This window comes from Mesorhizobium sp. M0910 (assembly GCF_040319465.1).
Lineage (GTDB): Bacteria > Pseudomonadota > Alphaproteobacteria > Rhizobiales > Rhizobiaceae > Mesorhizobium.
Map to the genome: position 1 here is coordinate 278,260 of NZ_JAMYNZ010000003.1, position 21,738 is coordinate 299,997.

General features: G+C 62.9%; 23 protein-coding genes and 2 pseudogenes. 8 read left to right on the top strand and 17 right to left on the bottom strand.

Going from position 1 to position 21,738, the window contains the following annotated elements; all coding sequences use genetic code 11:
* Position 1: 1 nt before the first annotated feature.
* The 4 genes from NKH78_RS08975 to coxB form a co-directional block, all read right to left on the bottom strand.
* Positions 2 to 169: a cytochrome c oxidase system small membrane protein gene (locus NKH78_RS08975; protein ID WP_023674135.1), complete on the bottom strand. Its 168-nt coding sequence runs from the start codon at positions 167 to 169 to the stop codon at positions 2 to 4.
* Positions 166 to 1,110 (bottom strand): heme o synthase, encoded by a 945-nt coding sequence (locus NKH78_RS08980; protein WP_352645918.1) that lies wholly within the window; start codon positions 1,108 to 1,110, stop codon positions 166 to 168. The genes NKH78_RS08975 and NKH78_RS08980 overlap by 4 nt, the downstream gene beginning before the upstream one ends.
* Positions 1,111 to 1,186: 76 nt before the next feature.
* Positions 1,187 to 2,839, bottom strand: a complete 1,653-nt coding sequence (gene ctaD / locus NKH78_RS08985) for a cytochrome c oxidase subunit I (RefSeq protein ID WP_352476671.1) — start codon at positions 2,837 to 2,839, stop codon at positions 1,187 to 1,189.
* A 38-nt stretch (positions 2,840 to 2,877) separates the two neighbouring features.
* Complete coding sequence (gene coxB, locus NKH78_RS08990; protein ID WP_352646297.1) at positions 2,878 to 3,756, bottom strand: cytochrome c oxidase subunit II; 879 nt, start codon at positions 3,754 to 3,756, stop codon at positions 2,878 to 2,880.
* Between the two features lie 371 nt (positions 3,757 to 4,127).
* On the opposite strand from coxB, the gene NKH78_RS08995 reads away from it, so the two are divergent.
* The 5 genes and pseudogenes from NKH78_RS08995 to NKH78_RS09015 all read left to right on the top strand — a co-directional run bounded on the left by NKH78_RS08995 (position 4,128) and on the right by NKH78_RS09015 (position 7,370).
* Entirely contained in the window at positions 4,128 to 4,652 is a 525-nt protein-coding gene (locus NKH78_RS08995; RefSeq protein WP_254818452.1) for an invasion associated locus B family protein, read from the top strand.
* 9 nt (positions 4,653 to 4,661) lie between these two features.
* Positions 4,662 to 5,091: pseudogene (locus NKH78_RS09000) on the top strand (GNAT family N-acetyltransferase).
* Between the two features lie 82 nt (positions 5,092 to 5,173).
* Complete coding sequence (tldD, locus tag NKH78_RS09005; protein ID WP_352882702.1) at positions 5,174 to 6,586, top strand: metalloprotease TldD; 1,413 nt, start codon at positions 5,174 to 5,176, stop codon at positions 6,584 to 6,586.
* Between the two features lie 132 nt (positions 6,587 to 6,718).
* On the top strand, positions 6,719 to 6,994 hold the full coding sequence (locus NKH78_RS09010; RefSeq protein ID WP_254818449.1) for an AbrB/MazE/SpoVT family DNA-binding domain-containing protein: 276 nt from the start codon (positions 6,719 to 6,721) through the stop codon (positions 6,992 to 6,994).
* Positions 6,981 to 7,370 (top strand): type II toxin-antitoxin system VapC family toxin, encoded by a 390-nt coding sequence (locus NKH78_RS09015; RefSeq protein WP_352505217.1) that lies wholly within the window; start codon positions 6,981 to 6,983, stop codon positions 7,368 to 7,370. The genes NKH78_RS09010 and NKH78_RS09015 overlap by 14 nt, the downstream gene beginning before the upstream one ends.
* A gap of 38 nt (positions 7,371 to 7,408) precedes the next feature.
* Here NKH78_RS09015 and NKH78_RS09020 read toward each other — a convergent pair.
* The 3 genes and pseudogenes from NKH78_RS09020 to NKH78_RS09030 form a co-directional block, all read right to left on the bottom strand.
* Positions 7,409 to 7,745: pseudogene (locus NKH78_RS09020) on the bottom strand (antitoxin Xre/MbcA/ParS toxin-binding domain-containing protein).
* A gap of 98 nt (positions 7,746 to 7,843) precedes the next feature.
* A complete protein-coding gene (locus tag NKH78_RS09025; RefSeq protein ID WP_352882705.1) occupies positions 7,844 to 9,085 on the bottom strand; it encodes a class I SAM-dependent RNA methyltransferase in 1,242 nt (413 codons plus the stop codon).
* On the bottom strand, positions 9,082 to 9,861 hold the full coding sequence (locus NKH78_RS09030) for a TlyA family RNA methyltransferase (RefSeq protein ID WP_352737065.1): 780 nt from the start codon (positions 9,859 to 9,861) through the stop codon (positions 9,082 to 9,084). The genes NKH78_RS09025 and NKH78_RS09030 overlap by 4 nt, the downstream gene beginning before the upstream one ends.
* Before the next feature lie 174 nt (positions 9,862 to 10,035).
* Between NKH78_RS09030 and NKH78_RS09035 the strand changes: the two genes are divergently transcribed.
* A complete protein-coding gene (locus NKH78_RS09035; RefSeq protein ID WP_352737108.1) occupies positions 10,036 to 10,437 on the top strand; it encodes a GFA family protein in 402 nt (133 codons plus the stop codon).
* Positions 10,438 to 10,680: 243 nt separating this feature from the next.
* Here NKH78_RS09035 and dxs read toward each other — a convergent pair whose 3' ends face one another.
* The 6 genes from dxs to NKH78_RS09065 all read right to left on the bottom strand — a co-directional run bounded on the left by dxs (position 10,681) and on the right by NKH78_RS09065 (position 15,949).
* A complete protein-coding gene (gene dxs / locus NKH78_RS09040; protein ID WP_352476664.1) occupies positions 10,681 to 12,594 on the bottom strand; it encodes a 1-deoxy-D-xylulose-5-phosphate synthase in 1,914 nt (637 codons plus the stop codon).
* 81 nt (positions 12,595 to 12,675) lie between these two features.
* A complete protein-coding gene (locus tag NKH78_RS09045; RefSeq protein ID WP_352505222.1) occupies positions 12,676 to 13,596 on the bottom strand; it encodes a pirin family protein in 921 nt (306 codons plus the stop codon).
* Between the two features lie 9 nt (positions 13,597 to 13,605).
* Positions 13,606 to 13,872: a DUF2277 domain-containing protein gene (locus NKH78_RS09050; protein WP_023716908.1), complete on the bottom strand. Its 267-nt coding sequence runs from the start codon at positions 13,870 to 13,872 to the stop codon at positions 13,606 to 13,608.
* 109 nt (positions 13,873 to 13,981) lie between these two features.
* Positions 13,982 to 14,233 (bottom strand): exodeoxyribonuclease VII small subunit, encoded by a 252-nt coding sequence (locus NKH78_RS09055; RefSeq protein WP_031211056.1) that lies wholly within the window; start codon positions 14,231 to 14,233, stop codon positions 13,982 to 13,984.
* A 3-nt stretch (positions 14,234 to 14,236) separates the two neighbouring features.
* Entirely contained in the window at positions 14,237 to 15,163 is a 927-nt protein-coding gene (locus tag NKH78_RS09060) for a histone deacetylase family protein (RefSeq protein ID WP_352476662.1), read from the bottom strand.
* Between the two features lie 132 nt (positions 15,164 to 15,295).
* Positions 15,296 to 15,949: a TetR/AcrR family transcriptional regulator gene (locus NKH78_RS09065; protein ID WP_352505223.1), complete on the bottom strand. Its 654-nt coding sequence runs from the start codon at positions 15,947 to 15,949 to the stop codon at positions 15,296 to 15,298.
* A gap of 118 nt (positions 15,950 to 16,067) precedes the next feature.
* On the opposite strand from NKH78_RS09065, the gene NKH78_RS09070 reads away from it, so the two are divergent.
* Positions 16,068 to 17,291 (top strand): MFS transporter, encoded by a 1,224-nt coding sequence (locus NKH78_RS09070; protein WP_352505224.1) that lies wholly within the window; start codon positions 16,068 to 16,070, stop codon positions 17,289 to 17,291.
* Between the two features lie 59 nt (positions 17,292 to 17,350).
* Here the strand turns inward: NKH78_RS09070 and ribB are convergent, their stop codons facing one another.
* Both ribB and aroC read right to left on the bottom strand, forming a co-directional pair.
* Positions 17,351 to 18,451 carry a 3,4-dihydroxy-2-butanone-4-phosphate synthase gene (gene ribB, locus NKH78_RS09075; protein ID WP_254818438.1) on the bottom strand — a complete coding sequence of 367 codons (1,101 nt, stop codon included), beginning with the start codon at positions 18,449 to 18,451 and terminating at the stop codon, positions 17,351 to 17,353.
* Positions 18,452 to 18,560: 109 nt separating this feature from the next.
* The gene (aroC, locus tag NKH78_RS09080; RefSeq protein ID WP_352505225.1) at positions 18,561 to 19,661 is read right to left on the bottom strand and encodes a chorismate synthase; all 1,101 of its coding nucleotides are present in this window, start codon (positions 19,659 to 19,661) and stop codon (positions 18,561 to 18,563) included.
* Between the two features lie 275 nt (positions 19,662 to 19,936).
* On the opposite strand from aroC, the gene NKH78_RS09085 reads away from it, so the two are divergent.
* Positions 19,937 to 20,200 carry a DUF1344 domain-containing protein gene (locus tag NKH78_RS09085; protein ID WP_023716902.1) on the top strand — a complete coding sequence of 88 codons (264 nt, stop codon included), beginning with the start codon at positions 19,937 to 19,939 and terminating at the stop codon, positions 20,198 to 20,200.
* Positions 20,201 to 20,263: 63 nt separating this feature from the next.
* Here the strand turns inward: NKH78_RS09085 and NKH78_RS09090 are convergent, their stop codons facing one another.
* Both NKH78_RS09090 and fabI read right to left on the bottom strand, forming a co-directional pair.
* On the bottom strand, positions 20,264 to 20,851 hold the full coding sequence (locus NKH78_RS09090) for a histidine phosphatase family protein (protein WP_352476657.1): 588 nt from the start codon (positions 20,849 to 20,851) through the stop codon (positions 20,264 to 20,266).
* 31 nt (positions 20,852 to 20,882) lie between these two features.
* Complete coding sequence (fabI, locus tag NKH78_RS09095) at positions 20,883 to 21,701, bottom strand: enoyl-ACP reductase FabI (protein WP_352476656.1); 819 nt, start codon at positions 21,699 to 21,701, stop codon at positions 20,883 to 20,885.
* Positions 21,702 to 21,738 lie beyond the last annotated feature (37 nt).

The following is a 21,738-nucleotide window of genomic DNA, read 5'->3' on the forward strand; positions in this document are numbered from 1 at the left end:
CTCACATCGAGCCAGGGAAACTGTGGCCAAATTTCACGATGGTCGCGACGTAGAATATGACGACCAGCGCCGCCAGCGCGAAACCGATTGCGGCCGAGCGATTGCGGCGCGCCTTCTGCTGACGTTCGGTCAGCGTGACCAGTTCAAGCTTCTTTTCGGCCATGCTCATGCTCCGCCGACGGTCAGCGCGCGCGCGACGACGCAATCGCCAAGGTAGGTGGCGAAGATGGCGAAGAGATAAAGCAGCGAATAGCCGAACAAGGCCTTGGCCGGCTTCATCGCCCTGTCGTCATCGGCCATTTGCAGCACCTTCCACGCATACCATAGGAAGCCGACGCCGAGCAGCAACGCAACGATGCCATAGGCCGGCGTAGTGAAGCCAAGAACCCATGGCAGCACGCCAACCGGCGCGAGGACCAGCGCATAGGCAAAGATCTGGCGCCTGGTCGCGGGATGGCCGGCGACATTCGGCATCATCGGAATGCCTGCCTTGGCGTAGTCCTCCGACTTGAACAGCGCGAGCGCCCAGAAATGCGGCGGCGTCCACAGGAAGATGATCAGGAACAGCACCAAGCTTTCGAGGCTGACCGATCCGGTTACCGCCGCCCAGCCGATGACCGGCGGAATGGCGCCGGCAGCACCGCCGATGACGATGTTCTGCGGCGTCCAGCGCTTCAGCCACATCGTATAGATGACGGCATAGAAAAAGATGGTGAAGGCCAGAAGCGATGCGGCCAACCAGTTGACCAGCACGCCGAGCGTCATCACCGACAGAACCGACAGCACCAGCCCGAAACTCAATGCCTCGCCTGGCCGGATGCGGCCGGCCGGCACGGGACGGCCGGCGGTGCGCGTCATCACCGCATCGATGTCTGCGTCGTACCACATGTTGAGCGCACCGGACGCGCCAGCTCCAATGGCAATAGCCAGGATCGCGATCACCGCCAGCAGCGGATTGATGGTTACCGGGGCGGCGACCATGCCGACAAACGCGGTGAACACCACCAGCGACATGACGCGCGGCTTCAGCAGGGCGAAAAAATCGCCCGCCGTCGCTTCCGACATGCGGAAGCCTGGCTCGTCAATCAGTCTGTCTTCGGCAAGGGCCATGCGTACTTAAAGTCCATCATTCCGTTGGCCAAAACCGCCGGTCGGCCGGCGGTTCCGTATTAAAGGAGGCAACCGCCTACTTGATCTTCGGCAACTGTTCCCACTGGTGGAACGGCGGCGGCGAAGGCAGTTGCCATTCCAGCGTGGTCGCACCCTCGCCCCAAGGATTGGCGCCGGCGACACGCTTCTTCTGGAACGCCTCGAAGACGCCGAACAGGAAGATGACGACGCCGACAGCCGAGATGTACGAGCCGTAGGACGACACCATATTCCAGCCGGCGAAGGCATCCGGATAGTCGATATAGCGACGCGGCATACCGGAAAGACCGAGGAAGTGCTGCGGGAAAAAGACCAGGTTGACGCCGACGAAAGTGACCCAGAAGTGGGTGTTGGCGATCACCGGCGAATACATGTAGCCGGTCATTTTCGGGAACCAGTAGTACCAGCCGGCGAAGATGGCGAAGACCGCGCCCAGCGACAACACGTAGTGGAAGTGCGCGACCACGAAATAGGTGTCGTGCAGCGGGCGGTCGAGGCCGGCATTGGCCAGCTGCACGCCGGTGACGCCGCCAACAGTGAACAGGAAGATGAAGCCGATCGCCCACAGCATCGGCGTCTTGAGCGAAATCGACCCGCCCCACATGGTGGCGATCCACGAGAAGATCTTCACACCCGTCGGCACCGCGATGACCATGGTGGCAAAGACGAAATAGCGCTGGGTGTCGAGCGACAGGCCCGTCGTGTACATGTGGTGGGCCCAGACGATGAAGCCCACCGCGCCGATGGCAACCATCGCATAGGCCATGCCTAGATAGCCGAACACCGGCTTCCTCGAAAAGGTCGAGATGATGTGGCTGATGATGCCGAAACCCGGGAGGATCAGAATGTAGACCTCCGGATGGCCGAAGAACCAGAACAGGTGCTGGAACAGGATCGGATCGCCGCCGCCGTCCGGGGCGAAGAAGGTGGTGCCGAAATTACGGTCGGTCAACAGCATGGTGATGCCGCCAGCCAACACTGGAAGCGACAGAAGCAGCAGGAAGGCGGTGATCAACACCGACCAGGCGAACAGCGGCATCTTGTGCATGGTCATGCCGGGCGCGCGCATGTTGAAGATGGTGGTGATGAAGTTGATGGCGCCAAGAATCGAGGAGGCGCCGGCGATGTGGATTGAAAGGATCGCCAGGTCCATGGCCGGTCCGGGCTGGCCCGATGTCGATAGCGGCGGATAAAGCGTCCAGCCGCCGCCGACGCCGTAGGCGCCGGGCGCACTCGGGACGAAGGCCGAGATAATCAGCAGGATGAAAGCCGGCGGCAGCAGCCAGAACGAGACGTTGTTCATGCGCGGGAAGGCCATGTCCGGCGCGCCGATCATGATCGGCACCATCCAGTTGGCAAAACCGCCTATCAGCGCCGGCATCACCATGAAGAAGATCATGATCAGCGCATGCGCGGTGGTGAAAGCATTGTACATGCTCTTGCCGCCGTCGATGGCGGCGTCACCATTCATGCCGTAGACCATCTGCGCCAGGCCAGTGAATATCTGGATGCCCGGCTCCTGCAATTCCATGCGCATGACGACCGACAAGGCGCCACCGATGCAGCCCGCCATGATCGCGAAGATCAGATAAAGAGTGCCAATGTCCTTGTGGTTGGTCGAATACACCCACCGGACCCAGCCATGATACGGCTTGTGGTCGTGGTCGTCGTGAACTGCAGCGTCTGCCATGATCGGCTCCGTTCCCTGAATCTTTTCTGGTCGCGGCATCAGTTGCCGGCGGCCGCTACCTTGTTCGTGCCATCGACCTCGGCCATCAGCGCCTTGTTGGCGCCGGGAAGGTCGGTCTTGGCTGCCGCCAGCCAGGTCTTGTATTGCGCATCGGAGACGACGCGAATAGCGATCGGCATGAAGGCGTGGTCCTTGCCGCAGAGTTCGGAACACTGGCCATAATAGAGGCCTTCCTTGTCGGCCTTGAACCACACCTCGTTGATGCGGCCCGGCACCGCATCGGTCTTGATGCCGAAGGACGGCATGGCAAAGGCGTGAATGACGTCGGTCGCCGTCACCAGCACCCGGGTCATGGTGTTGACCGGCACCACCATCTCATTGTCGACGGCGAGCAGGCGCGGATACTCGGCGCGATCTTCCTTGCCGGCAGCAGCCCTGTCGGCATCCTGAAGGATCGCGGAATTGAAGGAAAGCGTATTGTCGACCTGGTATTCGTAGTCCCAGTTCCACTGATTGCCGGTCGCCTTGACGGTCAGCTTGGCTTCTTCCGGCGGCGTGTACTGCGCGGTCAGCAGCTGGAACGAGGGAATGGCGAGACAGAGCAGGATGACGACGGGACCGACAGTCCAGATGACCTCGATCAGCGTGTTGTGGCTGGTGCGCGACGGGGTCGGGTTAACGCTCGCCCGGAACCGCAAAATGCAGTAGGCGATCAGGAAAAGCACCAAGGCGGTGATCACAATGATGAACGCGAACGAGTAGTTCCCGAACCACTCGATCTGCCTCATAATGTCGGTCGCCGCAGGCTGAAAACTGGTTTCCCAAGGTTGGGGCTGGGCTGCACGAGCCGATGCAGCGGCAAACAACGTGGCGGCGGCACTAGCTACGATTTTGGCGGTTGCCAGGAATTTTCTCATCGCCCTCGTCATCTCCCAGTTCCTCGCGATCGGACCGCAAGAATGTCGAACAATGCCGGGACGGGAATCCCGGACAATTCAAGGCTGGTTCAAACCATACTCTATTTGCCTCCGCAAGAAAGGAGCGCCGGAACCCGTGCGGCATTTTTGCGCGCAAGCGCGGCGCTGGCTTCGTGCGGTGACGGCTCGCCGCGAATCACCGGAGCGGCATCCGAGTAGAATGAGCCGCGCGGCGCGCGGAACCGTCGCAATTAGGGCGAAATTGGCACGGAAAAGCGCATTGTCGCCTGTGTCGGGGCAGATCGCCGGGGTCTCGTCCTTTACTTGGGTTTAGTGCGGCTTAAAGTGCCGTGATTCGCAATGGAGCCGTCATGAACCCTTGGCTTTCGAGAACCTTGGCGAAGGTCATCCTTGTTGCCGCCGCAATAGCCTTGCCCGGCGCCGGCCTGGCCAATGCCGCGCAGCCAAGCGGCACCGTGAAGTCGACGCATGGGGCGTGGTCGATCATCTGCGATACGCCGGCCGGTGCTACGTCCGAACAATGCGTGATGATGCAGAACGTTGTCGCCGAGGATCGCCCGGAAATGGGTCTTTCCGTCGTCGTGCTGCGTACAGCCGACAATAAGGCCGAAATCCTTCGCGTGCTGGCGCCGCTCGGCGTGCTGTTGCCCAACGGGCTCGGCCTCAATGTCGACGGCAAGGATATCGGCCGCGCCTATTTCGTGCGCTGTTTCCAGGACGGCTGCTACGCCGAGGTCATCCTGGAAAAGCCGCTGCTCGACACGCTGAAGACCGGTACGTCCGCCACCTTCATCGTCTTCCAGACGCCGGAGGAGGGCATCGGCATTCCCGTCGACCTCAAGGGTTTCGCCGACGGCTTTGCCGCCCTGCCTTGAGGCTGCACGTTGACGCTGAAACTGCTCGATGCGGACGACTTCGAGATATTCAAGCGAATTCGCCTGGAGGCTTTGCGCGCTGAGCCCGAAGCCTTCGCCAGCAGCGCAGCGGAATGGGAGCAACTTGCCGACGAGGAATGGCGGCGGCGCCTGACGAACAACCTGGTTGTCGTCAGCTTTCGGAGCGGGGAACCTGTCAGCATAATGGGCCTGATGCGCCAGCCGGCCAGCAAGATGGCGCAGCGCGCGACGATCGTCATGGTCTATTTGCGCGGCAGTGAGCGTGGCGGCGGATACGCCGTCAAGATGCTCAATCTGCTGCTCGATCACGCCCGAGCATTGGGCATAAGGCAGATCGAGCTGGCTGTAAGTGCTGGCCGGCTTTCTTCATGAAGGCAGGGAGATCGACGAAATCATGATGGCACGCCGCTTGACTTAGGTCGTGGTGTTCCACCGTGAAGTTGCCGAACGGCGCCCAGGCGCCTACATGCCGTAAAATCACTTCTCAAGAGGCCAGCGCCATGAACAGCCTGATCGGCCAATTCGACATTTCCGACGATCGCATCAAGCAGATCGTCGCCGAGACTATAAACGGCGCCGACGACGGTGAACTGTTTCTCGAATACAGCGAAAGCGAAGCGCTGATGTTCGACAATGGCAAGCTGAAGACCGCCAATTTCAACACCGACCAGGGTTTTGGCCTGCGCGCAGTCGCCGGCGAGGCCAGCGGCTACGCCCATTCCAGTGATCTCTCCGAAGCCTCGCTGCTGCGCGCCGCCGATGCGGTTTCGACGGTGAAGAGCGGCTATTCCGGCACGCTTGCTGCGGCTCCCGCCCGCACCAACCGCCATCTCTACGGCGACGGAAACCCTATCCCCTCGCCTTCCTTCGAGACCAAGGCCAAGCTGCTTCAGGAAATCGATGCCTGGCTGCGATCGGAGGACCCGCGCGTCCGGCAGGTGACGGCGTCGCTCGCCGCCTCTTGGCAGCATGTCGAGATCGTGCGCGCTGATGGCCAGATGGTCCGCGACATCCGCCCGCTGGTCAGGATCAACGTGTCGGTGGTGGTCGGCGACGGTGACCGCCAGGAGAGCGGCTCCTACGGCATGGGCGGGCGCAAGGATTTTGGCGAGTTCCTGATCGAGGACAGCTGGAAGCATGCGGCCAAGGAGGCGCTGCGGCAAGCACTGGTCAATCTCGAAGCGGTTCCCGCGCCTGCCGGCACTTTCGACATCGTGCTGTCGAGCGGCTGGCCGGGCGTCATGCTGCACGAGGCCGTCGGCCACGGGCTGGAAGGCGATTTCAACCGCAAGAAGACGTCTGCCTTCGCCGGCCTGCTTGGCCAGCAGGTGGCGGCGAAAGGCGTCACCGTCGTCGACGACGGCACCATTCCCGAACGGCGTGGTTCGCTGACCGTCGACGATGAAGGCACGCCTTCTGCCCACAACGTGTTGATCGACGATGGCAAGCTGGTCGGTTACATGCAGGACCGCCAGAACGCGCGTCTGATGGGCATGAAAGCCACCGGCAACGGGCGGCGCCAAGGTTACGCACACGAGCCGATGCCGCGCATGACCAACACCTACATGACCGCAGGCGACATGGAGCCGGAGGAAATCATTGCCTCGGTCAAGAACGGCATCTATGCCGTGTCGTTCGGCGGCGGCCAGGTCGACATCACTTCGGGCAAGTTCGTGTTCGGTTGCACCGAGGCCTACATGATCGAGAACGGCAAGGTAACGCAGCCGATCAAGGGCGCCATGCTGATCGGCAACGGGCCGGATGCCATGCATCGTGTGGCGATGATCGGTAACGACATGACGCTCGACACCGGCATCGGCATGTGCGGCAAGGCCGGACAGGGCGTGCCGGTCGGCGTCGGCCAGCCGCATCTCAGGATGAACCAGATGACGGTCGGCGGCACCAGGGTTTGATGCGGCCGGCGGTCCGGCATCGCTGTTTCGAACACCCTGTCCGTCCTGTCGTCCCATTGAGCTATTCGAGCCTTGAATTGGGCGCGATCTTCACTTATCTTACGTTCGTCTTACATCCAGAGGAGCGCCATCATGGCTGCCGCGGAAAAGCTCGTGACCACCGTCTCGACCAAGGGACAGGTCATCCTGCCCAGTTCGATCCGGAAACGGAGAGAATGGGACGCCGGCACACGCCTTCTGGTCGAAGATACCCCGGAGGGAGTGCTACTGAAGCCTGCGCCAGTCTTCGCCGAGACGCGGCCAGAGGACGTGTTTGGATCGCTGCGCTATAGCGGCAGACCGAAGACGTTGGAAGAAATGGACGCGGGCGTGCTCGCCGAAGCGCGGCGGCGCCATGCTCGCGATTGATACCAACCTGATCGTCCGCTACCTGACGGACGATCACCCGACTCAGTCTTCCCGCGCCCGCGCGTTGATCGATAGCCAGCCAGTCTTTGTCGCCGTCACGGTAATGCTGGAGGTCGAGTGGGTGTTGCGCAGCGCCTACGGTTTGGCACCGCTCGAAATCGCCCGCACGCTACGGGCGTTTAGCGGGCTCCCTACGGTAGAGGTGGAAGACGGGACGGTCGTGTCGTCCGCGCTCGACCTCTCGGAAAGGGGATTGGATTTCGCTGATGCGCTGCATCTGGGCAAATCTGCTCACTGCGTTGGCTTCGCGACTTTTGATCGTAAGTTCGTCACGGCAGCGCAGGCGGCTGGATATGACGGCGTGCAAGAAGCATAGCAGTTTATGGCCACCCAGCCTGGCATGAAGGCGACCGTTCAGGCATAGATACCGGAACGAGCGGCCTGCAGGTAAGCGAGAACCTTATCCGTCTTGCCTTCGCGAACCAGATCATAGGCGGTCTTTCCCACCCAGCCGGGATCGGCTGATGTTTGAACCAGATCGCTGCACGCACTTGATCGCCGGTCATCTCGCCGGCCGTCGCCAGAATACGAATGATGGGGCTCAATGCGGCGTCGACCTTGCGCGCTCCGGTCTTAGCGGCAAACGTGTCGCGGGCGATGCCGCTCAGGCCCGCCAGTTCCCGAGCAGTTCAGCCATCCGCTTCGACGAGAGAAACGGCGTCCGCTCCTCGCCGCAGCGCGATGCCGAAATATCAAAGGCTTTGGCTCATTATAAATTTCCTAGAATATTTGACCGGCGTACGCTCAAATGCGCTTTTTTAGTGCGCATTTCACGCCCGATAAATGCTGCTAGCGCCTTCTCTTGGGCTTCTCCAGCAATGCCACTGCCTCGACATGTGGCGACCACAGGAACTGGTCGATCGGGGTTACGCTCTTCAGGGCGTAACCGCCATCGAGGAGGATGCGAAGATCCCGCGCCAGCGTTGCCGGATTGCAGGACACCGCGGCGACCAGCGGCACGTCGGAGCGCGCGATCTGCTTCGACTGGTCCTCGGCGCCGGCGCGGGGCGGGTCGAAGACTACGCCGTCAAAGGCATTCAACTCCTTGAATGTGAGCGGCCTCCGGAACAGGTCGCGACGTTCGCCGGTCACCCGCTTCAGGCCGCTGGCGAAACGGAATGCCCGGTCGAGCGCCGCGAGTGCTGCCGCATCGCCTTCCACCGCGTGAACCTCCGATCTTGCGGCCAGGCGCAGCGCGAAGCTGCCGCAGCCGGCGAAGAGATCGGCGACCTTTTTGGCGCGCGCGAAATGCTGGCCGACAATGTTGGCCATCGCCTGTTCGGCAGCCTCGGTTGCCTGCAGGAAAGCGCCCGGAGGCACTGCGACGGCGACGCCATCAAACAGGACGACCGGTTTCTTTGGTTCGATAATGATCTCGCCGTCGATCGACAGCCTGGCTAGCCCCTCGGCCACGACGAAGTTGGACGCGACGCGGCGCTGGTTCTCGCCGAGCTTGCCGGAATCGTGAACCGCGACATCGAGGCCGGAACCGGTCACCGTCACCGCCATGTGGAACGATTTGGTCGTGGCGCAGATCAGTCCGGCAAGCATCCTCAAACGGTCGAGCGCAGCGACGATCTGCGGCAGCGAGATGGGGCATTCCTCGATCGAAATGATCTCGGATGACAGCGCGCGAACGAAACCGAACTGCATTCCCGCCTCGCTCCGCCGGGCGGTGAAGACGACGCGGCGGCGCGTGTGCGGCGCGCACGGCACCGGCGCGCCGACATCGCAAGCGATGCCCTTGCTCTTCAGCGCATGCACGACCTTTTCGCGCTTCCACCGGTGGTAGGCTTCAGTCTCGAGATGCTGGACGGCGCAGCCGCCGCATGCGCCGAAATGCCGGCACGGCGGATCGACCCGCAACGGCGAAGCCTCAAGGACCGACATCAAGGTGGCGCGATCTTTCTCCCGCGCGGCGGTGACGATCTCTTCCGGCAGCGCGAACGGAATGAAAACCTCGCCGGTTTCCGTCTCGGCGATGCCGTCGCCCTGCGAGCCCAACCTTGCGATCGTGAAACGGGTGCTCATCGCTTCTGGGTCTCGACGTCCTTGATGCCGCCGAGCAGGAACTCGCGGTTGCCGTCACCGCCCTCTATCGGCGACAGGTGCAGCCCTAGCGAGCGCCAGCCGGGAATGGCATCGAGCCAGTCCTGCATCAGGCCGGCAATACGCGCCGCATCATAGGGGTCCTTCAGCAGCCCGCCCTTGCCGATCGCCTCGCGGCCGGCCTCGAACTGCGGCTTGACCAGAAACACAGCCTTTGCGCCGTTCCCGGCCAAGGCAAGCGCCGGCGGCAGCGCCAGTTTCAGCGAGATGAAGCTGACGTCCGAGACGACGAAATCCGGCACACGGCCGCCGAGATCGGCTGCCGACAGTTCGCGCGCATTCAGGCCCTCAATTACCGTCACGCGCGGATCGCCGGCAATGTCGGAGTGCATCTGGCCGTGCCCGACATCGATCGCCGTGACATGCGCCGCGCCGCGTTCGAGCAGCACCTGCGTGAAGCCGCCGGTCGAGGCGCCGACATCGAGGGCTTCGCTGCCGGTGGGGTCGAGGCCGAAATGGTCGAGACCAGCCTTCAGCTTCAGTGCGGCGCGCGACACGTAACCTTGCGCCGGATCATCAACGACGATGTTGCACTCAGGCAGAACGGCCTGGCTTGGCTTGCGGGCGACGATGCCATCGACCGTCACGGTGCCGCGCCCCACGGCATCGCGGGCACGCGAGCGGCTGGCAAACAGGCCGCGCTGGACGAGCAATTCGTCGAGCCTCTGGCGTATGCTGGCTGGCGGAAGGGAAGTCATCGGCCTTCATGGCGAATGCCAACGATGATGGCAAGGATATTGGCGATGAGACAAGGCATGGCTGGAAAAGCGGTGAACGCATCAAGCCGCTCCGCTACCAGTCGAACCTCGCGCCAGGCGCGACGCAATGCTAAGAACGAGATGCCGTTTTGCGGTCGAAACGCGGAGGAGGAAATGCTGACGGGAACCTGCCACTGCGGTGCCGCCCGCTGGACCCTGGAGGGCGATCCCGGTTCGGTAACTGCCTGCAACTGCACACTTTGCCGTCGCTACGGCACGCTCTGGGCGTACGATTTTGTCGACGAACGCATCCGCCTTGCCGGGCCCGTAAGCGCCTATAGTCGCGTCGGAAAGGCTCATCCTTCACTTGAGATTCTCTTCTGTCCAACGTGCGCTTGCGTCCTGGCCTGGCGCGGTTTGCATCCCGATGCGGCTGGGCGCTACCGCATCGCCGTCAATGTGAGGCTTGCGCCGCCCGAGGCCGTCGCCGATCTCCCGATCGACCATTTCGATGGTCTCGATACATTCGAGGATTTGCCGAGAGATGGTCGCTGCGTGCGGGATATGTGGTTCTAGTTTCTAGAGTCTCTTCGGGATCATGCTTTAGAATATCTTCCGCGAAACCCGCCGTTCGACGGCCGGCGTCAGACCGTCGCTGCTGTCGCCGGACACCTGCGTGCGCGGCCGGAAACAGCAGCGTAAACAGCATGTTACGACTGTTCGCCGGCAATTTGATTCGAGCAGTTGAGATTTTGATTCAGACCGGCATCTTGCAGCCAAGTTGAATCGCTTCGGCGTCGCGGGAAATGCGTCTAAAAACTAGGCGCGCTGGGCCTGCGCGGTATGCCCCAACGCCACGAACACTGTGCGCACGATGCCGGCGCTGTCCAGCCCGGCATCGGCATACATCTTTTCCGGCTTGGCATGGTCGACGAAGGCGTCGGGCAGCACGAGCGGGCGCACCTTCAAGCCGCTCTCCAGCAGCCCTTCATGGGCCAGGAACTGCAGCACATGGCTGGCGAAGCCGCCGACCGCGCCCTCTTCCACCGTCACCAGGATCTCGTGCGAACGGGCCAGCCGCCGGATCAGGTCCTCGTCGAGCGGCTTGGCAAAACGGGCATCGGCGACCGTGGTCGAAAGCCCGGCCGCGCCAAGCTCCTCGGCCGCGGCAAGGCAATCCTGCAGCCTGGTGCCGAAGGAAAGCAGCGCAACCTTGGTGCCTTCCCTGACGATCCGGCCCTTGCCGATCTCCAATACCGAGCCTCGTTGCGGCATCTCGACGCCAACGCCGTTGCCGCGCGGGTAGCGGAAGGCGATCGGGCCGTCATCGAAGCTTGCAGCGGTGCGTACCATGTGGCGCAGCTCGGCCTCATCGGCCGCGGCCATGACGACGAAACCGGGCAGCGTCGCCAGGAAGGTCGTGTCGAAGGCGCCGCAATGGGTGGCACCATCGGCGCCGACGAAGCCGGCGCGGTCGATCGGAAAGCGCACCGGCAATTTCTGGATCGCCACGTCGTGGACGACCTGGTCGTAGGCGCGCTGGAGAAAGGTCGAGTAGATCGCGGCGAAAGGCTTGAAGCCTTCCGTGGCAAGGCCGGCGGCGAAGGTAACCGCATGCTGCTCGGCGATGCCGACATCGAAGGTCCTCGCCGGAAACGCTTCGCCGAACAGGTCAAGCCCGGTGCCGTTCGGCATGGCGGCGGTGATGGCGACGATGCGGTCGTCCTCTCGGGCCTCCTGGATCAGACTTTCGGCAAACACCTTCGTATAGCTCGGCGCATTGGCGGGCGCCTTGGCCTGGGCGCCGGTGATGACGTCGAATTTGTTGACGCCATGATATTTGTCGGCCGCGGCCTCGGCCGGGGCGTAGCCCTTGCCCTTCTGGGTCACGACATGGATCAGCACCGGGCCGTCGGCATTGTCGCGGACGTTCTTCAGCACCGGGATCAGGTGCTCGAGGTTGTGACCGTCGATCGGACCGATGTGGTAGAAACCCATCTCCTCGAACAGCGTGCCGCCGGTGACGTAACCGCGCGCGTGCTCGACCGCGCGCTTGATGGCGCGATCGGCGCGCTCGCCAAGATAGGACGTCAGCTTCTTGCCGAAATCGCGCAACCCAAGATAGGTCTTGCCTGAGGCGAGCCGCGCCAGATAGGCGCTCATCGCACCGGTCGGCGGGGCGATCGACATGTCGTTGTCGTTCAAGATGACGATCAGCCGGGCATCGAGTGCGCCGGCATTGTTCATCGCCTCGTAGGCCATGCCGGCCGACATGGCGCCGTCGCCGATGACGGCAATGACATTGTTGCGGCCATCGGACAGATCGCGCGCCATCGCCATGCCGAGGCCGGCTGAAATCGAGGTTGAGGAGTGGGCTGCGCCAAACGGATCGTATTCGCTCTCGACGCGACGCGTGAAGCCGGACAGGCCGCCCTCCTGCCGCAGCGTGCGGATGCGGTCGCGGCGGCCGGTCAGGATCTTGTGCGGATAGGCCTGGTGGCCGACGTCCCAGATCAGCCGGTCGTCCGGCGTGTTGAAGACGTAGTGCAGCGCGACAGTCAGTTCGACCACGCCGAGGCCGGCGCCGAGATGGCCGCCGGTGTGGGAAACGACGTCGATCAGTTCGGCGCGAAGCTCTGACGCCAGCTGCGGCAGGTCGGCTTCGGCAAGCGTGCGCAAATCGGCTGGGACGCGGACCTTGTCGAGAAGCGGCGTATCGGGCTTTGCGTTCACTGTTTGCGAGCCTGGTCAGATTTTCTGTTCATCGTGAAATATGCCGCTGGCCGGCGAATGTAAATGTGGCGGTAACGCGCATCAGCTTTCGGGCAGCGGGATGAACTCTTGCTCGTCTCCAGGAACGATATCGAAGCGGCCCGTCTTCCATTCTTCTTTCGCCTGCTCGATGCGTTCCTTTGAGGACGATACGAAATTCCACCAGATATAACGTTTCGAACCGAGCGAAGCGCCGCCAAACAGCATGAAATGGGCGCCGCCCTCCGATGAAACAACGATCTCATCGCCGGGCCGGAAAACCAGCAGCCGCTCGGCCGGGAAGCGGTCACCGGATATCGAAACCTCGCCTGCCAGCGTATAGATGGCGCGCTCCTCGGCGTCGGCCGGGATCTTCACGCTGGCACCCGGCGCCAACCTGAGATCGGCATAGAGCGTGTCCGAAGCGGTGGCGACCGGGGAGCGCAGCCCGGACAATGCACCGATGACGATACGGCCGCTGACACCCTCTGCATCGATTTCGGGCAGGCGCAGAGCCGCGGTGTTTTCGAAGACCGGCGCGACCTCTTCCTTGCCGTCCGGCAGCGCCAGCCATGTCTGCAGGCCGGAAACCGACATCGGCAAGCCGCGCAGTTCTTCCGGCGTGCGCTCCGAATGGACGATGCCGCGGCCGGCGGTCATCAAATTCACGTCGCCGGGCTGGATCACCATCTCGGTGCCGAGCGAATCGCGGTGCCTGATCTTGCCGTCGAACAGGTAAGTCACCGTCGACAGGCCGATATGCGGATGCGGGCGCACGTCGAGCGCCTGGCCGGCCCGCAGAACGGCTGGACCCATGCGGTCGAAGAAGATGAAGGGTCCGACCAGCCGGCGCCTGGCCGTCGGCAAGGCGCGGCGAACCTGAAATCCGCCGATGTCCTTGGCATTCGGAATGACCATCAGTTCGATCTGATCGCTGGCGAAGGCATCGCCCATCTGCGGATCGTTTCCGGGAAAGAAGCTCACGCGGTCCCCTCAGGCGAAGCGAAGTGCAGATTTGGCCTTCGCCTTGGCCGCCACCTCTTCGCGATTGCGCGGATGCTGCGTCGTCTCGAGGCTGTCGAGCAATTCACGCGCCGAGGCGGCAATGGCCTCGACGGCATGGTCGAACGCATGCTGGTTCTGTTTCGACGGCCGTGTCGTTCCGCTCAGCTTGCGGACAAACTGAAGTGCGGCATCGCGGACCTCGTCATTGGTTGCCGGCGGATCGAAATTGAACAGGGTTTTGATGTTTCTGCACATCGTTCGCAATCTCCTCTCGTCCTGGAGCCGTTTCAAACGGGATGAGTTTTACCCTCAATCGTGATGATGTCCAAAGCCGGTAAGCACAATCGTCGTTCGAGGCCGCGCCTCAGTCCGCATCCAGCGGCTCTGTCCCCACCGGCTTGCCGTCACGCGACAGCCTGATTTTCTCGACCTTGTCCTCGGCCGCTTTCAGCAGCCGGTCGCAATGCGCCTTCAGCGCCTCGCCGCGCTCGTAAATGCGGATCGACTGGTCGAGCGGCACGTCGCCGCGCTCCAGATCGTCGACGATCCGTTCCAGCGCCTCGAGCGCCTGCTCGAAGCTCATCGCCTTGACGTCCTCGTTGGTCTCACCAGCCATCATCTATCCCTTCATCAGCCGCCCGACATGGGCGGCGACCGAAAATGCCAATCCCTGCAGATCGTAGCCGCCCTCGAGAACGCTGACGAGCCGGTTGCGGCTATGGCGCCCGGCTCGTTCGAGCAACTGGCCGGTCGCCCAGTCGAAATCATCCTCGGTCAGGTTGATCTCGGCCAGCGGATCGCGGTGGTGGGCGTCGAAACCGGCGGAGATGATGATGAGATCGGGCGCAAAATTGTCGAGCGCCGGCAGGATGCGTGACAGAAAGGCGTCACGGAAAACATCGCTGCCGCTCTGCGGCGCCAGCGGCGCGTTGACGATGTTGCCGGCGCCGGTTTCGCTCGCGGCGCCGGTTCCCGGGTAAAGCGGCATCTGGTGTGTCGAGCAATAGAGCACCGACGGATCGTCCCAGAAGATGTCCTGCGTGCCGTTGCCGTGATGCACATCCCAGTCGACGACGGCGACACGGCCGGCGCCATGGTTCTTCTGCGCGTAGCGTGCCGCGATCGCCGCGGTGTTGAACAGGCAAAAACCCATGGAGGTGGTCTTTTCGGCATGATGGCCGGGCGGCCGTGCGGCGACGAAGACGTTCTCGGCACGGCCGGTGAAGACGTCATCGACCGCGGCGTTGGCAGCTCCGATCGCGGTCACGGCAGCCTGCCAGCTCTTCGGGCTGGCGGTGGTATCGGCGTCGATACGGGCGATGCCGGTGTCCGGTATCGCTGCACGGACACGTTCGACGAATTCGGGCGGATGCGCGTAGAGAATGGTTGCCTCGTCGCCTTCAGGCGCCTGGACGCGATCGAGCGCCGCGAAGGCCTCGTCGTCAAGCACACGCTCTATGGCGCGCAGACGGTCCGGCCGCTCCGGATGACCGGGCGGTGTTATGTGCTCGAGGAAAATCGGATGCGTGTAAAGTCTCGTGACCATGCCCCGATATAGGCGCGCCTTACCGCTTTGGCCATGTTTTCGCGCGCTGGTGACGCGATGTTCAACAGGGTTTAGGCAACCGGCGTCGGCCGAGCCCACCGCGAGCCGCCTGGGATTGGCGAAAAGATGATCTCAGGCCGGTGATCGGTCAACCTCGGGCTGCATCGCTGACGGTCGATCAGGTTGATGCAGCCTGCCGGTGCGATTGAGCAGCCCCTCCAGAAGAACCTTGAACGCCTTCACTGCCTTCTTCGACGTCGCTTCGGGATCGTTCGAATTTGCGATCCACTGCGCCGCATGCAGCGAGGCGCCGCTGACCAGCCTTGCCGCGGCTTCGGGATCGACGGCGAGAATTGTCCCCTCGTCGCTCAGTCTTTGCAGGCTCTCTGTCATCGAGCGGATGCATGTGCTCTGGCTTGGCCATTGCGATGGATCGCCGAGCACCGCCGGCCCGTCGCGAAGCACGATACGCTGGATCTCCGGCTCCAGCGCCATCTCGATATAGGCGGTGCATTCGTCGACAAAGCCCTGCCAGAGATTGTCCGGCTTGGCCGAAACGACCTTCAGCCGGGCTGCCATTTCGGCGTCGATCTCGGCGATAACCGCCTGGAGCAGGCCCTTCTTGTCGCCGAAGTGATGATAGAGCGCACCGCGCGTCAGCCCGGCCGATGCCGTGAAGTTATCCATCGAGGCTTCGGCATAGCCGAGCGTGCCGAAGGCCTGGCGCGCCGCGGCAATCAGTTTGGCGCGGGTCTCGGCAATCATCTCCTTGCGTGGTTTGTGCATGCACTGGCCCTATTAACATACGCTTCGCATGCCAATTGACATACGCCACGTATGATCTATTTAAACTCATACGCTACGTATGTAATCGCCGAACCGGCCGTTGTCGAGGAGCCAGACCATGCAAAATCCCTATTCCCAGATCTTTCGCGCGCCGGGCGCCAAGGGCTTTGCTGCCGCCGGGTTCGTTGCCCGGCTGCCGATGGCCATGGCTCCGATCGGGATCGTCGCAATGCTGTCGCAGACCGATGGCCAATACTGGCTGGCCGGTGCCGTTTCCGCGACATATGCGCTGGCCAACGCTTTCGTCGCCCCGCAGGTATCGCGACTGGTGGACCGCCTCGGCCAGACGCGGATTGTGGTGCCGACCACCATGATTTCCGCGCTCGCCTTCGCGATCCTGATTGCAGCGACCAATCAGCATTGGCCGATATGGACGCTATTCGTCTCGGCGCTGCTCGCCGCCGTCATGCCCAGCATCCCGGCAATGGTGCGCGCACGCTGGACCGAAATCTTCCGCAACCGCCCCGAGTTGAACACGGCGTTCGCCTTCGAGTCGGCGGCGGACGAACTGGTCTACATCGCCGGCGCATCGCTGTCGGTCGGACTGAGTGTCGCGCTTTTCCCGGAAGCGGGAGTGCTCGCGAGCACATTGTTCCTGGCCTTCGGTTCGACGGCCTTCATCCTGCAGCGCTCGACCGAACCGCGAGCGCGACCGGTGGAACACGGTTCGGGCGGCTCGGCAATCCGCCTGCGGCCGGTCCAGATCATCACCTTGGCCCTGATCTTCATCGGCGCGACCTTCGCCACCACGGAGGTGAGCACCGTGGCGATCACCAAGGAGCTTGGCCAGCCGGGCGCCGCCAGCTTCGTCATCGGCGTCTACGCGCTCGGATCGTTCGTCGTCGGCATCGTCATCGGCGCCCTGAACCTGAAAGTGCCGCTGCAGATTCAGCTTGCCATCGCAATCGCCATCATTGCGCTCACCACGCTGCCGCTGCTCGTCGCCGACACCGTGCCGCTGCTGGCACTGGCCGTCTTCGTCAGCGGCGTGGCAATCTCGCCGACCTTCATCACGGCATTCGGCCTGATCGAGCGGCGCGTGCCGGAGGCGGTGCTGACCGAGGGCGTGACCTGGGTGATGACCGGCATCGGCATCGGCATGGCGCTCGGCTCCTTCGCCGCCGGCTGGGTGGTGGACGCTTTCGGCGCGCAGAACGGGTTCTGGGTATCGGTGGCATCGGGCACAATCGCTTTGGCCATCGTGCTCGCCGGCCAGCGCAGCCTTGCCGCGCCGAACTGCGACATGGCGGCATGCGACGCAGCCGCGGTCGCTGCGGAATAGTTTCCGGTGCGTCCGGCCCCGAGCCGGGGCCGGACGCATACCAGCACCGTGAGAATGGCCTAAAGAATCTCGGTCTTGGCGATGTGGATGCCAAAACCTTCGAGGCCGACATAATGGCGCTCGCGCGAGGCGATCAGATTTATCGAGGAAATTCCGAGATCCTTGAGGATTTGCGCGCCGAGGCCGATCTCGCGCCATTCGTTTTCGCGGCGGCGAGCCTCTTCGTGATCCTCGCGGTCGCCGGCAGCCGGGCGCTTGCGCTCCTGATGGGCGACGCCGACTGAGCCTTCGCGCAGATAGACGATGACGCCGCGCTTACGCTCGCCCATCGTCTTCATGATGGCGTCCAGTCTGTGGCTGGTGCCGAACACGTCGCTGACCACGTCCTCGGAATGAAGGCGCACCGGCACCTCCTCGCCGTCGCGGATGTCGCCGAAGACGATCGCTACATGATGCATCGAATCCCAGGGCAGCGTGTAGGTGAAGACCTGTGCCTTGCCGCCTGCCGTCTCAATGTCGGAACAGGCGACACGCTCGACCAGCGTTTCCTTGCGCTGCCGGTAGGCGATGAGGTCGGCAACCGAGATCTGCTTCAACCCGTGCTTTTCGGCGAAGGCCTGCACCTGCGGGCCACGCATGACGGTGCCGTCATCGTTGACCAGCTCGGAAATCACGCCGACCGGCGGCAGGCCGGCGAGCTTGCAGAGGTCGACAGCGGCCTCGGTATGGCCCGAACGCATCAGCACGCCGCCTTCGCGTGCGATCAGCGGAAAGATGTGACCGGGCCGGACGAAATCGGAGGCGCCGACATTGCCGTTGGCGAGGTTGCGGACAGTCAGAGTACGGTCGTCCGCCGAAATGCCGGTCGTGGTGCCGTGCTTGAAATCGACGCTGACGGTGAAGGCGGTGGTGTGGGCCGAATCATTGTCGGCGACCATCGGCGACAGGTTGAGCCGCTTGGCTTCCTCGCGCGGCATCGGCGTGCAGACGATGCCCGACGTGTTGCGAACGATGAACGCCATCTTTTCCGGCGTGCAATGGACGGCGGCTACGATCAGGTCGCCCTCGTTCTCGCGGCCGTCATCGTCCATAACGACGACGATCTCGCCGCGCTCGAAGGCGCGCAGGGCTTCGACGATCTTCTTCTGGTCGTAAGGCATAAGTGCTCGCTTCGCTCGCAGGGAATAGGGGAGTAGGGCAGTACGGGAGTAGAGAAAAGGAAAAAATGCTGTCGTGGGAGCTGCGTAACCTACTCCCCTACTCTACTCCCTACTGCCTTCCCGTTTGTCCCCGATGACGCAGATAATGATCGGCAATGGCGCAGGCAACCATCGCCTCGCCGATCGGTACAGCGCGGATGCCGACGCACGGATCGTGCCGGCCCTTGGTCATGATCTCGACGTCGTTACCGTCCTTGTCGATCGACTTTCGCGGCGTCAGGATCGACGAGGTCGGCTTGACGGCGAAACGCGCGACGATCGCCTGGCCGGTCGAGATGCCGCCGAGAATGCCGCCGGCATTGTTGGACAGGAAGACCGGCTTGCCGTCATTGCCCATGCGCATCTCATCGGCATTCTCCTCGCCGGTGATGCGGGCGGCCTCGAAACCGTTGCCGATCTCGACACCCTTGACGGCGTTGATCGACATCAGGCCGGCGGCGATGTCCTGGTCGAGCTTGGCATAGATCGGCGCGCCAAGCCCCGCCGGAACGCCGTCGGCGACGATCTCGATGACCGCACCAACCGAGGAGCCCGCCTTGCGGATGCCGTCCAGATATTTGGTGAAGACGGCGACGGACGCCGGATCGGGCGTGAAGAACGGGTTTTCGGCGTCGCCGACGAAATTCCAGTTCCAATTGGCGCGATCGATCGATTTATCGCCCATGGACACCAGCGCGCCGCGCACCACCATGCCGGGCACGACCTTGCGGGCAAGCGCTCCGGCCGCCACCCGCGCCGCCGTCTCACGCGCCGAGGAGCGGCCGCCGCCGCGGTAGTCGCGCAGACCGTATTTGACCTCGTACGTGTAATCGGCATGGCCCGGCCGGAACTGGCGGGCGATGTCGCCATAATCCTTCGAGCGCTGGTCGACATTCTCGATCAGCATCGACACCGGCGTGCCGGTCGTGATCATCGTCTCGCCGTCCTCATCGAGGACGAAGCCGGACAGGACCTTCACCTCATCCGGTTCGCGACGTTGCGTCACAAAACGTGACTGGCCGGGGCGGCGCTTGTCGAGTTCGGCCTGGATCTCGTCGCGAGTGAAGCGGATGCCTGGCGGACAGCCGTCGACGACGCAGCCCAACGCCGGCCCGTGGCTTTCGCCCCAGGTGGTGACGCGGAAAAGATGGCCGAACGTGTTGTGCGACATGGAACCAGCCCTGCCGGCGTCGGAGCCGGCCTAGCGCATAACCCCGAAAATCGGAGCGATTTTCGGAAAGGATCATGCACAAAATCAAAAGTGCTACAGCGTTCCTTGCGCGTCCAGGAGGACGCGCGGCGCTGTCGCCTGCCTTCTATTGGCGTTTTCCACAGTGGTCAAACTGTGATCCGGCGGATTTAGTTTTGACACATTCGATTGGTTTCTGCTCAGTTCCGTTCCGTTGGACCGAGCCGCTGTACCGGCAATGATTAAAGAGGACGATGATGCGTATCCTGATTGGCGCTGTTGCCGCCACGCTGTTGATCTCCACCGCCGCCTTCGCCGGCCAGACCGAAGGCCTGATCAAGAAGGTCGACAAGGATGCGCTGACGCTGACGCTGGACGACGGCAAGTCCTACAAGCTGAACGCCGAAACCGACCTCGATGCGCTGAAGCCGGGCATGGACATCGTCCTCGCCTATGACGTGACCAATGGCGAGAACGTCGTCACCGACATGGAACTGCCGGACACCGGATCGACCGAGTAGGACGCGTCGACATTCAGCTGATGCCGGCCCGACCTGATCTCAACACACGCTGCGTCATCGGTCTCAAAGCCACTCCAGGCGCCGGCCGTCCAGTCTGAGCACGCGGTCCTGCGGCACGTCCATGCTGACCGCATCTTGTTCGGACATTCCCAGTACCAAGCGGAACATTACGCGCATGACGCCACCATGGGTCACGCAGACCGTCTGGCGATCGAGCGCGTCGAACCACGGCTTCACCCGTTCGAGCAGCATCTGATAGCTTTCGGCGCCTTCGCCGGGCGGCTGGAAATTCCATTTATCGAGCCGGCGGCGCCTGGTCGAACCAGGATTGTTCGCCTCGAGTTCGGCAAAGGTGAAACCCTGCCAGTCGCCAAAGCTCAATTCCACGAGCAGCGGCTCGGTACGATAGGCGTGCGGATCGAGCTTCATCGCCGCGCGCAGGCGCTCCATCGTCTCGCGCGTGCGCCGCATCGGGCTGGCGACAAAGTCGAAATCCTCGGGCTTGTCGATGAGTTCGGCCAGCCTGCGCCCGTTGCGGCTAGCCTGCTCGCGGCCAAGCTCGTCGAGGTCGGTATCGGCCTGCCCCTGCAGCCGGGCCTCGGCGTTCCACGCCGTCTGGCCGTGGCGCACGATATAGACGAGCGGGTACATCAGGTCTTCCGGAGGAGGTCAGGCGGTGGCGTCAGTCCTTGACCGTCGAAATATCCGGCGCGTCGACCGCCTTCATGCCGACGACATGATAGCCGGAATCGACATGATGGATCTCGCCGGTGACGCCACGCGAAAGGTCGGACAGGAAATAGACGCCGGAATCGCCAACCTCCTCCTGCGTGACCGTCTGCTTCAACGGCGAATTGTATTCGTTCCATTTCAGGATATAGCGGAAATCGCCGATGCCGGATGCGGCAAGCGTCTTGATCGGGCCGGCGGAGATCGCGTTGACACGGATCTTCTTGGCGCCGAGATCGACGGCCAGATAGCGCACGCTGGCTTCGAGTGCCGCCTTGGCGACACCCATGACGTTGTAGTGCGGCATCACCTTTTCCGCGCCGTAATAGGTCAGCGTCAGCAGCGAGCCGCCGTCGGTCATCAGCGCCTCGGCACGTTTGGCAATGGTCGTGAAGGAATAGACCGAAATATCCATGGTGCGCAGGAAATTATCGCGCGTCGTCTCGACATAGCGGCCGGTCAGCTCGTCCTTGTCGGAAAAGGCGATAGCGTGGACGAGGAAATCGAGCTTGCCCCAATGGCTGGCGATATCGGCGAACACCGCATCGAGGCTGGCCGGGTCGGTCACATCGCAATGGCCCGCGACATGCGCGCCCAGTTCCGCCGCGAGCGGCTCGACACGTTTCTTGAACGCCTCGCCCTGATAAGTCAGCGCGATCTCGGCGCCGTGATCGACACAGGCCCTGGCGATGCCGTAAGCGATCGAGCGATTGTTGGCGATGCCAAGGATAAGGCCGCGCTTGCCGGCCATAAGGCCCCGTTCACCCGCCATGTCAGCGCTCTCCGCAAGGTTCTCTGCTTTGTGGAGT